Consider the following 14,359-nt stretch of genomic DNA (forward strand, 5'->3'; position numbering starts at 1 on the left):
AGTTCAACAGCCCCTGAAGTATAGAGATAGCTTATTTGGGCGTACCATAGAGTTGCTCTGCTCTATTAAATAACACCCACGAAGTGAGTATATACTTATCGTTAGAAACCGGAATATTGCCTCTATGTGTATGTGTAAAATACCCTGGCGCTATCACCATAGAGCCTTTAACTGGGGCAATTTTACGCTTTTGATAATAAAACTCGGTCTCACCACCTTCCTCGACATCGTTAAGGTAGAACATAAATAACAGCACTCGGTGTAAGGCTTCATTATGGTCATGTTGAGGGTAGACTTCGCTGTGCCAGTAGGGGTAGCCGCCTTTATTTATTTGATAGCGTTGAGCTTGGATAGCACCCAAACGAAACAGCTGTTGAGCAAGGACCGGGAGTTGTGGCTTGCCGACTTCTTCAAAGTTATCCACAGTGAGGTCGACAGGCTCACCTGTTTTGGGGTGATACACTTTAAGTCCAAATGCACCGATGATCATAAAGAAATGTTCTTCAAGGTATTCAAATAAGTGCTTTGCCGTAACCTGTTGAATGTGTTGCAACTGTTTGGCATAGTCTGGATAGGAATTTAAATAAAGGTCGTGACTGACTTTTTTACTCAAGTCGACACCACCAGACGTAGTCCCCTGTTTTAAATGTGGGCTTTGATCGAAGGTCTTTACGAATTCATCGCAAAAGTCTGAACTGAGTGCGTTATCGTAAACGCGAATAAAATCACTCATGTTTTTCCCTAGTTTTTATTGGAGTTATTATGCTGTCTGAAAAGCTTATGCCGCGTTTTTGCGACACAGATGTGCTTGGACATATCAACAATACCGTACTCCCTGTGTGGTTTGAAGCCGCGCGCACACCTATTTTCAAAATATTTACACCAGATTTAAATCCAAAAGAGTGGAAATTGATTGTTGCTAAAGTCGAAGTCACCTTTAAAGGGGAGCTATTTTATGGTCAGGAAGTCGAAATAAAAACGGCTGTTGAACATATCGGCAACAGCTCATTTGTGATTTTGCAGCAGGCTTGGCAGCATGGAGAGTGTTGTGCTGAAGGTAAAACCATTATGGTGCGATATGACTTTGCGGTTAAGCAATCCCAACCGCTGAGTCAGCAAGAGCGCGATGCGCTAGGTACTTTTATGGTTGCTGCGGCTTAAACTGGTGACCAATTGCCGCTGAAATACAAGGCTTTACTGTATAGGTGTAGCCGTATTCCGCGGCGTTATCCGGCATGATCTCTAAGATCTCATAATCGTTTAATTCTACAATATTACTGCCTTCGCTATGTTCACAGCGTGAGTTTCCGTCAGACTCAAAGCGAAAGATAAAGTAAGCCAGTATTTGATTAAGCACATCGTTATAGTTTTTGCCTTGCTCGTGCAAATCCGGGTTGGGATCGTTATTAATAGATACCGTTAACGACTCCAGCTCATCTTCCGTGGGCTGTGCTTCATCTTGTTGTGGAGTATCGCTACTCATGTTGGCCTGTTGTGGTTGAGTTTCCGATGCTCCTTCGTTTTCTTCTGTGGAGTCAGAGGTGCGTGATTCTTTCGCGTTGGCTTGGAAAGAAATTCCGTCCTCATCTATTTTGAAATCAGAAGAAAACTCAGTAAATGCGGTTGAAGCGCCTGATTTAGTAATGCCAAGCACCAAAAAAGCCAATAAAACAAAGCACATGATCAGCCTGATGATTGCTGTTGTTGCCGGATAGCGATAGTGGTTCTGGTGCCAAAAAGGCTTTATACGCAATGGCTTAAGTAGGAAAAGCACAACAACATAGCAGGTCATAAAGAGTTGCGCGAGAATTAACAAGAAGGTGCTGGTAATAAAAAACCAAGTAGGTAACGACAGTAACACACTCAAATTATGTGTGTAGGGGAAGTTATCTGTGCTGACGCCAGTTAAATCATTAATACGACCATCAGCTTGAACCAACACAAAGTTCGCGATAAAGGCGTAAAATAACAGTATTAGTGCTTTGCCAGGCACACTTTCCCAAAAGGTCATGATCCTCGGCCAAAACTCATAACATAGTGCCGTTACAGTGGTTATTAAGATCAAAAAGCCGATGAAATTATTATCTTCAGTTTCACTCAAGCTGAACATAAAAATGATAAAACTGACTAAATAATAACGTTGAGCCAGTGTTAGACTTTGCCAAAACTGGCCGATGGAAAAGCGCAGTCTTGCTAGGTACGCGGTTAAGTTTTTTGGTGCGAGAAGTTGATGCATAATAAATGAATTTGTAATTATTATGCACCAATAATAGAGACTTTTAGAAATTAAGACAATAAAGGCTTAAGGTACTTACCTGTATGCGAAGCCGCAAAGTTAGCCACCGTTTCAGGTGTACCTGAGACGAGTATTTGACCTCCTCCAGCTCCCCCCTCTGGACCTAAGTCCACGATCCAATCCGCGGTTTTGATAACATCCAGGTTATGCTCGATAACTAATACCGTATTACCATGATCGCGCAGACGATGCAGTACGGCGAGTAGCTGTTGAATATCATGGAAGTGCAGACCTGTGGTTGGCTCATCGAGAATGTAGAGTGTTTTACCGGTATCTCGTTTTGATAGTTCACGAGCGAGCTTAACACGCTGCGCTTCACCACCGGACAAAGTCGTGGCGGCTTGCCCTAAGCGAATGTAGGAGAGGCCAACGTCCATTAAAGTTTGTAGTTTGCGATTGATCGCGGGAATTTTATCAAAAAATTCTCTAGCGTCCTCAACGGTCATTTCCAACACTTCGTGGATATTTTTACCTTTATACAGCACTTCCAGTGTTTCACGGTTATAGCGCTTACCAGTACAGACATCGCAAGGAACGTAGACATCCGGCAGGAAGTGCATTTCTACCTTGATAACGCCATCGCCTTGACAGGCTTCACAGCGACCGCCTTTAACATTAAAACTAAAGCGGCCAACCTTATAACCGCGTGAACGCGATTCTTGCGTCCCCGCAAATAGTTCACGGATAGCAGTAAAGATCCCTGTATAAGTTGCTGGGTTTGAACGTGGTGTGCGACCGATAGGACTTTGATCAATATCGATAACTTTATCGAAGTGATCTAGCCCATGAACTGATTCATATGGTGCAGCTTCTTGCGTTGTTGCACCGTTTAATTCCTGATGGGCAAGCTTGAATAGGGTGTCATTAATGAGGGTGGATTTACCCGAACCAGATACTCCTGTTACGCAGGTCATAAGACCAACAGGCACTTTTAAGTCGACACTTTTTAGGTTGTTGCCCGTTGCGCCTTTAAGCTCAAGCCACTTGTCATCACATTGATGACGTTGCGCTGGAACTTCAATGCATTTCTCGCCACTGAGATATTGACCCGTTAATGAGTCTTTACTTTGCATTATTTCATCGCGAGTTCCCTCAGCGACGACATAGCCGCCGTGTACGCCGGCGCCTGGACCGATATCGATGATGTGATCGGCTGCACGAATGGCATCTTCGTCGTGCTCTACCACAATTACGGTGTTGCCAAGATCTCTTAAGTGCGTGAGTGTTTTAAGTAAACGGTCGTTATCGCGCTGATGTAGACCAATTGAAGGCTCATCCAGTACGTACATTACTCCCACGAGGCCGGCGCCAATTTGGCTTGCAAGACGGATCCGCTGAGCTTCACCGCCAGATAAAGTATCAGCACTACGCTCCAAAGAGAGGTAATTTAGGCCTACATTGATCAAGAAAGATAAACGGTCGCGGATCTCTTTGAGTATTTTGTCCGCAATTTGTGCTTTTTGGCCTGTGAGTGCTAAGTCGATAAAAAATTGACTGGCTTCGCCGATACTCATCGTTGTTACAGTTGGCAGGTTGGTCGAGCCGATAAACACATGGCGAGCTTCTTCGCGCAGGCGTGAGCCATGGCAACTTGGACACGCTTGACTGGTTTGATATTTGGCGAGCTCTTCTCTTACTGAACTGGACTCCGTTTCCCGATAACGGCGATTCATATTGTTTAACACGCCTTCAAACTCGTGATTGCGGGTGATAAGATCGCCTCTGTCATTACGATACTTAAACGCGATTTTAGTTTTGCCTGAGCCTTCTAATACCACTTTTTGAAATTTACTCGGCAGATCCTGAAATGGCGTTTCTAAGTCAAATCCATATTGCTCGGCAACCGAGCTTAGCATCTGAAAATAGTAAAAACTGCGTTTATCCCACCCTTTGATTGCACCGCCAGACAAGCTTAGTTCTGGGTTTTGCACTACACGTTTGGGATCAAAGTACTGCTTTACCCCCAAACCATCACAGCTTTGGCAGGCACCAGCTGGGTTATTGAAAGAAAACAATCTTGGTTCAAGTTCGCTCATGGCATAGCCACAAGTTGGACAGGCAAAATTGGCCGAGAAGATCAGTTCGTCTGCGTCACTATCATCCATATAGGCGATTTGCGCAATGCCATCAGCCAAATCAAGCGCGGTTTCAAAAGATTCGGCTAACCGTTGCTCAAGCCCTGCTTTGACTTTGAAACGGTCCACCACGACTTCTATGGTATGTTTTTTCTGTAACTCTAGTGTCGGTGGATCTGAGAGATCGCATACCTCGCCATCAATACGCGCACGAATAAAACCTTGGCTTGCAAGCTCTTCTAACAGTTTTACGTGTTCACCTTTACGGTTTTTCACCACCGGTGCAAGCAGCATGAGTTTGCTACCCTCGGGTAGCGCCAAAACCGTATCAACCATTTGGCTGATAGTTTGTGCGGCTAACGGTAAATCATGCGTAGGGCATCTCGGTTCACCCACTCGGGCAAAGAGTAATCTTAAATAGTCGTATATTTCGGTAATGGTTCCCACGGTTGAACGTGGATTGTGAGAAGTCGACTTCTGCTCAATGGAAATCGCGGGAGACAAGCCCTCAATGTGATCCACATCTGGTTTTTCCATCAGCGATAAAAATTGCCTCGCGTACGCAGATAAAGACTCAACATAACGACGCTGGCCTTCTGCGTATAAGGTGTCAAATGCTAAAGACGACTTCCCTGAGCCAGAAAGACCCGTGATCACTATCAATTTGTCTCTTGGAATGGTGAGTGAAATGTCTTTTAAATTGTGGGTGCGGGCACCTCTAACTTCTATTTTATCCATACGACCCTTGTGTTTTTTCGTGCGCTGTACTGAGTACGCGATACTAATCCACTAAATTGAAATCTGGATCAGTCAAAGCATGATGTGAAGTGAACAGATTACCGCATCCCGAATACAAAATTAAGTTATCTCTGCTAAACGAACTAAACTTATTAAACCGATCAACTTGGGATATTGATTTTGTATCGACTTTTATTGCTTTTGGCGCTGCTTTGCCAAAATGTCTTCGCCTGTGAGCTGGTGGTGCGGTTTGAGAATTATGCAGCGCAGTCTAAGTTAAATGACGACCTTGTTTGGCACGGTATGGACGTTGATTTCGCTAAAGCCTTGTTAGATGAAGCGGGGTGTAGCTATCGTTTCGTAAGTATTCCTTGGGGTCGGGCGCTGAAGCTTTTAGAGGAGGGGGATATCGATCTTATTTTGAGCGTCACAAAAACACCAGTACGTGAACAGTTTGCGTATTTTATTGGTCCTCAACGCATGGAAACCATTGTTTTTGCAATGAACTCAGGCGAGCCTCACCAGCTTGACTCACTTGAGTCGTTATTCCATCTGTCAAAGCCCATCGCTATTCAGCGTAATGCTTATTACGGTGAGGCGTTTACAGCTCGCCTTGCGCGTCGTACCGACAGTGAAACGCAATTTATTTATGTACCCGACAATCAGGTAAAATTGAATTTGCTCAAAAAAGGCAGGATCGCAGGGTTTTTAGAAGAAAAATTCAACATTCTGTATCAAAGTAAAAATAACCCTGATTTTGAAAAGTTTACTATTAGTCCGTTGGTTATTAACGAAAACCCAGTATATTTTGCTTTTAGCAAGGCACGCACCACGAGCGAGCGATTGCAGCGTTTGAGTCAAGCATTTGAACGGGTAAAACGTAGCGGGAAATTAGATCAGATCACGGCCAAATACGGCGTCAATTAACGCTTTCTTTTTCTCGTAGTAGGGTGATCAAATCCATGATAGTAATACGCGCATTGCAAAGATCCGTTCGCGCTAGTGTAAGTTAAGAAAAGAGTTTGTTAAACTTGCGCGTGATTTTCGATAGTGATGAATACCGCCTTATGTCTAATGACTCTTTAAATCCAACTGAAAAGCGCGCCGCGATTTCTCTTGCTGGCGTTTTCGCTTTCCGCATGCTTGGTTTGTTCATGCTGATGCCAGTGTTAGCTGTTTACGGCCAGTCTTTACAGGATGTCTCGCCACTGTGGATTGGTTTGGCTATTGGTGCTTATGGTTTGACTCAAGCTGTACTGCAGATACCTATGGGTTGGTTGTCTGATAAGTTTGGCCGTAAGCCAATCATCATTGGTGGGTTGTTGGTATTTGCATTAGGATCCGTTATCGCGGCATTAGCGGATTCAATCTATTGGGTGACATTTGGTAGAGCCCTACAGGGGATGGGCGCGATTGCAAGTGCTTTACTTGCGCTTGCTGCGGATTTGAGCCGCGACGAGCAGCGTCCCAAGGTAATGGCGGTCATTGGCATGTGCATTGGTATGAGCTTTGCTGTAGCCATGTTATTAGGACCAATGATTGCAGCGTCTTTTGGTATCGCAGGGATCTTCTGGCTGACGGCGGTATTGGCAATTGTAGGTATCGCTATCATTACCTTTATGGTGCCAAATGCGGTAAATAAAGCCCCAAAAGGCGACACAATTGCAAGTTTTGCAGATATTCGTCGCTTGGTGCAAAACCCACAGTTACTGAGGCTTGATCTTGGGGTGTTGCTATTGCATTTGACGCTGACTACAATTTTTGTAGCCTTGCCAGGTCAGTTGATCCGTGATGGCCTTGCAGCAGATAGGCATTGGCAACTCTACATTCCGGTATTTTTACTCGCTTTTATTTTGATGGCACCGATGATGATAGTGGCGATCCGCAAACAAAAAGAAAAGCAGACATTCTTGCTGTCTATTGCAATGCTAGTGGTAAGCTCGATTACTTTGTATTGCTTTGTAGATTCACTTTGGGTGATCGCAGGTGCAATGCTGGTCTATTTTATTGCCTTTAATTTTCTCGAAGCAACTATGCCTGCGTTGGTTTCTCGCATAGCTCCAGCAAACCAAAAGGGATCGGCGATGGGAGTGTTTTCATCTGGCCAGTTTCTTGGTGCATTTATAGGCGGTGCTTTGGGTGGTATTTTGGCACAAAATTTTGCGGTCGATACGATATTTGCCGCAACGGCCATTATTGGGGTAATATGGTTTGTTATCGCATGGGGTATGCAAGTACCACCTAAGAGCAAAGCGATCAGCTTAGTTTCTGCTGTAGAAAATGAGCAACAAGCGACGGAATTGGCAGATCAATTGGTTTCATTACCTGGGGTACTTGAGGCCACGGTAGTAAGAGATGAGAATCGTAGCTACCTAAAAGTAGATGATAAAATTTTTGATTTGAAGCAAGCCAAGCAAGTGTTGGGCTTGTCATAGTGTGAGGAGACAATGCCATGGCACGTGGTGTTAATAAAGTAATTTTGGTAGGTAATCTGGGCCAAGATCCTGAAGTTCGCTATATGCCAAACGGTAACGGCGTGGCTAACATCAGCATTGCAACTACGGATAGCTGGAAAGATAAAAACACCGGTCAATTGCAAGAGCGTACAGAATGGCACCGTGTGGTGTTGTTTGGCAAACTTGCGGAAGTTGCGGGTGAGTATTTAAGAAAAGGCTCGCAGGTGTACATTGAAGGTCGTCTACAGACTCGTAAGTGGACAGATCAAAGCGGTCAAGAAAAGTACACAACAGAAATCGTTGTGGACATGGGTGGCCAAATGCAAATGCTAGGTGGTCGTGGCGAGCAGCAGGGTCAAGGTGGTGGCCAGTACCAAGGTGGTCAACAGCAGCAAAATAATTATGGCCAACAAAGCTATAATCAAGCGCCTCAGCAGCAATATTCGCAGCCACAGCAAAGCCAGTCAAACCAACAGCAAGGTGGATTCGCACCACAGCAATCGCAACAGAATTCTCAGCAGTCTTCTGGATTTGGTGGCCAGTCTCAAGGCGGCTTTGCACCACAACAGAACCAAAACAATGGTCAATCAGGCGGTAGCTCAAACCCTATGGAGCCACCAATTGACTTTGATGATGATATTCCGTTCTGATTCGTATAAAAAAATATATGTTAACTTATGATTGTTATTATGATTTAAATTAATAAATAAAACATAAGTTTAAACGTTTTTAAGGACCTCTTTTTAGTGTAAAGCTAATGAGAGGTTTTTTATTTTTGTAAAAAAGTAAGGGTAAAAAATCGTATAAAAAAAATATTGTAAAGTTGTGGCTGTTTACATATTCTAGCAATGGTTGCTGAGGAGAAGTATGAAAGTAGAAACTATTGCGCATGAATCCGGAGATAAAGATTCTTTATTAGGGTATTTCCCGGAGAACATAAAACAATGGTCGAAAATAAGCGCTACTCGATTGCAATTTAGCTGTGTTAAAATATATTCGATACAATGGTTTGTCCATATTCTTCCTGTTGGGTTCTCTGGTGAAGTAAGCATAACAATTGCCCCAACATCAGGATCCTCATTTATTAACGTTTGTACTTTATCAACAATCACTTTGGCATCGGATATTGAAAAATCTCCATTAATTCCATAACTGACAGGAATAGGGGGAGTTCCTGTTTGCTCAAGAGCCATAGCTCTAATAATATCTATGCAAGGAGAGGTCGTAACGACTCTAGTTTTGTTTACATTATTCTCTTTAAATTGTTCTATCAATGCTGCTAATGCTCGGTTTAAAGCCAATGAACCTGTGAGTACGCAATTGACAAGCTGCTCTTCTCTATAATCTAAGAATTTTGCAAATTGTATTTCTGGACAAATAGAAACTTCATTAAATTTTCCATTTGAAAAATAGCTTTGTAAATTGTCACTTAGTAGCGCATCATCTCTAAGTAACCTCCACTCAGCCAATGATTCAAATTGAGGGTAAGCTGGCCCCAAGTCATATTTGAACTGACTACTTATTCTCTCTTGATATGTCAATGATGAAAGCGCTTTTAAGTTAATCATATAGAAATATTCTGATTTCCAAAAAAGACATTATTTGGATCATACTTTCTTTTTATTACCTTTAATTTTTCGAACGTTTCATCGCCATACGCTAGTTCCACTCTTCGACTTTCCTCTTTGCTAAGGTAATTAACATAATTTTCCCCTCCAAATACTGATGACAACTCACCATAGAAGTTATTACACCAATCAATGTTTATAGCGTCATCGTCTTTAGCCGACCAGTTAGTATTTATCAAAAATAAAAACATCTTACCCCGATGGCTATAAGCAGTATCTAATACTTTTACTCGAGAGGCTTCTCCGTGGATATGGTCAAATGTCAACATAGTATAAATGCTTGGGCATGACTTGAAATACTTCGTGAATATCTTCGCAAACTTTTCGTCACTCGGGTCAGGAATGAATAAAGACCTCCAATAACTTCTTAATCCTCGTCTACTATCATCATCAAACATTCTTTGCCAATTCACATAAGACCTAATTTTTCTTGAATCGGAGAGAACAACTTCAACATTTTGACCAATAAACTTACTAGATTCTTTTATTCCTAAATTAGGGTTACCAGCGTAGCAAACATCAACAGAAATGACTTTTTCTCCTTCTTTTGTTGTTGCCACGAAAGATGCGGTCAAATTATCAGACGCTTCCATGCAAGTATCGACATATCGTTTAAGTGCTGATTTCCATGAACTTTCGGGGAATAAAATTGAGCCAGCGTAAATTTCAGGAAGCTCATGAAGACTCTGTTCAAACTTCGTCACTAACCCAAAATTCCCTCCTCCTCCTTTTAATGCCCAAAACAAGTCGGAGTTTTCATCTTTATTGACTTGAATATGCTGTCCGTTTGCTAAAAGTACTTTTGCTTGAACTAGGTTATCACATGCCAACCCATAAAGACCATTAAGCCAACCAATACCCCCTCCCAAAGTAAGCCCTGCTACACCTGTATCCGAAATTATTCCTCCAGGTGTACATAGATCAAATTTTTCGGCAGACGTATCAACATCTCTCCATAAGGCACCAGGTTGAATTACAGCAATACGGTTTACTCTATCTATTTCTACTCGATATAACCTAGATACATCAATAACCACGCCATTATCGAGCATAGAAGTTCCTGCAACATTGTGCCCCCCAGCTCGAATAGTGAACTTTATGTTGTGCTCTAAACACGTAAACATCGCAGCCTCTAAAGATTGCTCAGTTTCAGGGTATATAATTGCGATAGGCCTTTTATCTATATATCCATTGAAAATACGCCTCTTTACTTCGTATTTTTCGCTTTCATTTGTTATCAAAATACAATCAGGTATTGATTGAAGATAAGTTTTTATACTCTTCATGCTAATTGCTTGTAGCAGTTAATAAACTTGCGATAGCAAGATCTTCAATACCTAATCCAGTTGACCTGAAAAATACTTTACCGTTTTGAGGTGGTAGAACGTTACCAGTTATTAGGTCATTAAGATCTCCTGATATCTGAGAAGCGTCCCAGTAACCATCTTCTATGGCAATGACCATTTCACCGGCCGTTATTGGGGCCGTTTCTTTATAATCACAAAAAACGGTAAATTCTGATAATGATTTAGGATCTATCTCATGAGCCCGCTGAACGTTTGTACTTATTGAAGTTACAACAACATTATCAGATAACCATTTAGTTTCTATTACTTTGGAACCGGAAGAAGTACAAAGCATAACTACATTTGCACTTTTTACCGCGTCTTCAGCAGACTCCGAAATTCCCGCGACACTTGAAATAGCCTGAATTTTTTTCAAAATATCTTTTTCTTTCACAGCATCTTCATTTAAAGAAGGAGACCAAACTGAAATTTCATTCCAATCATGCTGTTCAGCGACATAGGACAAGTGCTCCAAAGCAACCTTGCCGGTGCCTATTAAGGCTAATTTTTTAGAATTTGGCGGAGTTAAAAACTCCAATGCAAGTGCAGTTGTGGCAGCGGTTCGACATGTCGTTAATGCATATGAATCACATAGTAAAATTGGTTGTCCTGATGACGCTGACATGAGCAGAGTATAGGCCGTAACTGGGTACTTCCCGTCTCGTTCAAGTGCACTGATATAAGGTGAAACTTTCACTCCAATCAAATCTAAATCGTAAATAACTCCGGGATAAAATATACAGTCACCTTCATCTTTTGGAAAAAGCGTTAGAGTTTGTGCTGGCTGTACAGTTGACCCGGTTGACAATCCTTCAAAAGCGCTTCTTAAAGCCCTTCGTACTTTAGTTCGGTCTAAGGCTTCTTGCACTTCCGTTTCGTTTAATATTTTCATTTCTTTCATTTTCTTGCGCTCCAGTATTTTGACCATGATTAAAAACGAATGGCCTGAAGCCAACGTCGTAATATACATTCTGCGGTAAATCAATTCCCCTATATCCACAACGAATGGATTCGGGTTCATCGGAAAACCAAGAACCGCCTCTTACAACAACGTCAACTATGCCATGCATGTTATCTCTAATGTAATCTTCTTCTTCCAAGGGTTGGACAGCCCTACTAATTGTCCACTCCCAGACATTCCCCGCCATATCGTATAGATCAAAATTGGTTCGGCCCTTTGAAAAAGAACCTACAGGAGTTGCATAGTCAAGATCCAATCCGTTTCTGCGTGTGTGTGCATGTTCAGCTGTTGGAGGTTCATCGCCCCATGGGTAAACCGTTCCTCCTACAGAGCCTCTGGCAGCTCTTTCCCATTCTCTTTCCAGTGGAAGCCGAATTACAGTATTAGAACTAATTTTTCCCAGTTCTTTGAGGTGTTCCTGTAACCAAAAACAATAGGCCTTTGCTTCCCATAAATTTATACCTACTACAGGCTGATTACTTTGGTTATAGCGTTCGTTTCTCCAAAAAAACGGTTCCTTTCTTGGTCTGGTCATTGCATCAGACTCTCTAAGGATATCTTCCATTCGGTATTTTCCTGAAGCTAGCTCTGGTCCGAAATCTCTCGTAACCCATTCTTTAGTTTTAGTTTGCAACAAACCTCTAAAATCATGCTCCCCTTTTAACCACTTTCTTCCGTCTTCACACCAGTACTTATAGTCTTCATAACCACCGTTTTCTATGAATTGAGCATACTCAATGTTGGTGATGGGGTATTTAACTACATGGAAGCCTTGATCAAAAACGTACTTTCTAATAGGTGTAGTTTCTACCAACTTGCTTTTAGGCTTAGGTCTATTTGGACTTTTATCTCCTATTTCAATAGAAGTCGGTGGAAAGTATGAGAGCCTAGATTGAATTGGTATAGAATTTCCTCGGTAATCAACAAACCGTTTGTCTCCTAATCGCCCTAATACACGTAAGATAGTAATTCTCTCGCGAATTTCAACATCCCTTGCTCCTTGTGCATCAGTTAAAAACTCGACAACGTGAGTCCAAATTGAAAGTCGTTCGTCATTGCGCTTACTTAGATCGTCAATTATCCAACTCTGCCCCCTAGCTATTAACGTATCTTTGCCAATCTCAGCTAACATTTCTCCCGATAGAATTGCTAATTGGCGATCACGTTTAGCACCAGAAACAGCTGTTAGTGTTAACTCTTCAATGACTTTAGATATAAAAAATAATGCATTAGCTTCTCTCCCTCCATATCCTGCCATTAGAATTAATGGTTCTCTCCAATGAGCAGAAGTAGCCAGACTCTTAATTAACTCTGGGCTACTTTGATTCAGAAAATGCTTTCCAGCCGCAAACTCCTGAAGAGATCTATGACTAAAACCCAAATGTCCTCTGCGCGTTTCAACTAACAGCCCATTTGAATTCTCAACTCTCTCTCTTACTAACTCTATCTTTCTTCTTACTTGCTTGTATTGTGCCGTTCCTACATCATGATTTATGGCAAAGTGATCTGTTATGATATCGTGAATTTGAGATAAGCTAAGCCCAACTACAGGTTCGTCGCTTTCCACTTCTAGCTTATGGATTTCAAAACCTAACCTTTCAATTACAGGCAGTAAGTCGGATAAAGCAAGCGCACTAGCACCATATTTCCTTCTCCATAGAGGACTTTCAGCTAAAAGGTGCTTCAAAGTCTCACTATATAAAAGGGCACGAGATTTCGGCAGTCCGCCACTCGTAGTGTGCACCAAGACCATTAAAGTTAGTAATAGAGGTGTTGCCCCCAATTGTGTTAATTCGCTAGAATTTCTTAGGGTATCTTGAAGATCTCTTTTTCTACTATTAACTTCAACTAGGAAATCTATTTGCTCCAGCACAGAATACCATCTGTCTACGTAATCAATTATGTCAGAGAGATCAAAAGGCAATAGCCGTAGTATTGAAAAATTTAATTTAAATTGGGGATCTAGATTTTGATAATCTGTAGTCCTGCAAGTAGCAATAATTTGACAATGAGGAAATTTTTGTTCTGCATGCCTGATTGTTTGAATTACTCCACCGGTATTTTTTTCTGATAGTTCGTCTATACCGTCAAAAAGTATGATTGCCTGTCCTTTAGACAGAGCTTCAGAAAGTTTAGAAATAATTTCAGATTCCGCAAATTCTCCATTTTGAGTTAATGACTGAATTTCGTCAACAGCGTGCCAAAATGTTAAATCTTCTCTTGGAGACAACTCTGAAAGGCGAACATGGATCGGAATTTCTAAAGAATTTGACTTAGCTAACTTACAAACTATGACGTCTATTAAGGTGCTTTTACCAGCTCCGGGATCCCCTAAAACAAGAGCTCTATTAGATTCAGGTAGCTCCAAAGCTTCTACTATAGGAACTCGATTTTGTACCGGTTTATTAACAACTTGAGGGGTATCACTAGAAACAAATTCAGTAGCTACTGAAAGCGGAGTATAAACATCTGTAATTTTCAATAAACCTATTTGGTTTGTGGCATCCACGTCGTAAATACTTACAGTTGGATCGCCAAATCTCATTTTAGTATGCGAAAGGAGCGAAATTTCACGGAACCTATCGTTGATAAGATGCTCCATTGAACTTGTCGTTTTCGTAGAACTTAACTTCAATGACGATTTACCTAGAATATCTAGTAAATTTCGATTTCCTCCAAAAAGCATTCCCCATAATGAACCAATAGTTAGTACAGTCCCTGAAATAATCGCCCAGATATTTTCTTTGGTCCAGCTAAGGGCTTTAGTGAATGTTGGCTCCCAAAATGCTATGATAAAATCTAACAACTCAATTATCCCTATTTAGCAGTTAATAGCTTAAATTCTTATAGTAAACTTTC

Annotated in this window: 11 protein-coding genes; 4 read left to right on the forward strand and 7 right to left on the reverse strand. The window is 41.7% G+C overall.

Features of this window, described 5'->3' with window-relative positions:
* Positions 1-31: 31 nt before the first annotated feature.
* Entirely contained in the window at positions 32-733 is a 702-nt protein-coding gene (locus A587_RS0119890) for a 2OG-Fe(II) oxygenase (protein WP_017219022.1), read from the reverse strand.
* A 29-nt stretch (positions 734-762) separates the two neighbouring features.
* Here A587_RS0119890 and A587_RS0119895 point away from each other — a divergent pair, with 29 nt between their 5' ends.
* A complete protein-coding gene (locus tag A587_RS0119895; protein ID WP_010605953.1) occupies positions 763-1,161 on the forward strand; it encodes an acyl-CoA thioesterase in 399 nt (132 codons plus the stop codon).
* On the opposite strand, the gene A587_RS0119900 is transcribed toward A587_RS0119895, so the two are convergent.
* The gene (locus A587_RS0119900) at positions 1,142-2,236 is read right to left on the reverse strand and encodes a hypothetical protein (protein WP_017219023.1); all 1,095 of its coding nucleotides are present in this window, start codon (positions 2,234-2,236) and stop codon (positions 1,142-1,144) included. The genes A587_RS0119895 and A587_RS0119900 overlap by 20 nt on opposite strands.
* Before the next feature lie 50 nt (positions 2,237-2,286).
* Positions 2,287-5,109 (reverse strand): excinuclease ABC subunit UvrA, encoded by a 2,823-nt coding sequence (gene uvrA / locus A587_RS0119905; protein WP_017219024.1) that lies wholly within the window; start codon positions 5,107-5,109, stop codon positions 2,287-2,289.
* 180 nt (positions 5,110-5,289) lie between these two features.
* Here uvrA and A587_RS0119910 point away from each other — a divergent pair, with 180 nt between their 5' ends.
* From A587_RS0119910 to ssb, 3 genes are all read left to right on the forward strand, one after another.
* Positions 5,290-6,036 carry a substrate-binding periplasmic protein gene (locus A587_RS0119910; RefSeq protein WP_017219025.1) on the forward strand — a complete coding sequence of 249 codons (747 nt, stop codon included), beginning with the start codon at positions 5,290-5,292 and terminating at the stop codon, positions 6,034-6,036.
* A gap of 140 nt (positions 6,037-6,176) precedes the next feature.
* Entirely contained in the window at positions 6,177-7,544 is a 1,368-nt protein-coding gene (locus A587_RS0119915; RefSeq protein ID WP_026001071.1) for an MFS transporter, read from the forward strand.
* A 17-nt stretch (positions 7,545-7,561) separates the two neighbouring features.
* A complete protein-coding gene (gene ssb, locus A587_RS0119920) occupies positions 7,562-8,215 on the forward strand; it encodes a single-stranded DNA-binding protein (RefSeq protein ID WP_010376633.1) in 654 nt (217 codons plus the stop codon).
* A 192-nt stretch (positions 8,216-8,407) separates the two neighbouring features.
* Here the strand turns inward: ssb and A587_RS0119925 are convergent, their stop codons facing one another.
* Genes A587_RS0119925 through A587_RS24245 form a run of 4 tightly spaced genes read right to left on the reverse strand, consistent with a single transcriptional unit; the run spans position 8,408 to position 14,306 of the window.
* Positions 8,408-9,133, reverse strand: a complete 726-nt coding sequence (locus A587_RS0119925; protein WP_017219027.1) for an aminotransferase class I/II-fold pyridoxal phosphate-dependent enzyme — start codon at positions 9,131-9,133, stop codon at positions 8,408-8,410.
* On the reverse strand, positions 9,130-10,479 hold the full coding sequence (locus A587_RS0119930; RefSeq protein WP_017219028.1) for an FAD-binding oxidoreductase: 1,350 nt from the start codon (positions 10,477-10,479) through the stop codon (positions 9,130-9,132). The genes A587_RS0119925 and A587_RS0119930 overlap by 4 nt, the downstream gene beginning before the upstream one ends.
* 1 nt (position 10,480) lies before the next feature.
* Positions 10,481-11,440: an ornithine cyclodeaminase family protein gene (locus tag A587_RS0119935; protein WP_017219029.1), complete on the reverse strand. Its 960-nt coding sequence runs from the start codon at positions 11,438-11,440 to the stop codon at positions 10,481-10,483.
* Positions 11,382-14,306 carry an SUMF1/EgtB/PvdO family nonheme iron enzyme gene (locus tag A587_RS24245; RefSeq protein ID WP_017219030.1) on the reverse strand — a complete coding sequence of 975 codons (2,925 nt, stop codon included), beginning with the start codon at positions 14,304-14,306 and terminating at the stop codon, positions 11,382-11,384. Before A587_RS24245 ends, A587_RS0119935 begins: the two co-directional genes overlap by 59 nt.
* Positions 14,307-14,359: the final 53 nt, after the last annotated feature.

It is taken from the genome of Pseudoalteromonas sp. NJ631, from assembly GCF_000276645.1.
GTDB lineage: Bacteria > Pseudomonadota > Gammaproteobacteria > Enterobacterales > Alteromonadaceae > Pseudoalteromonas > Pseudoalteromonas piscicida.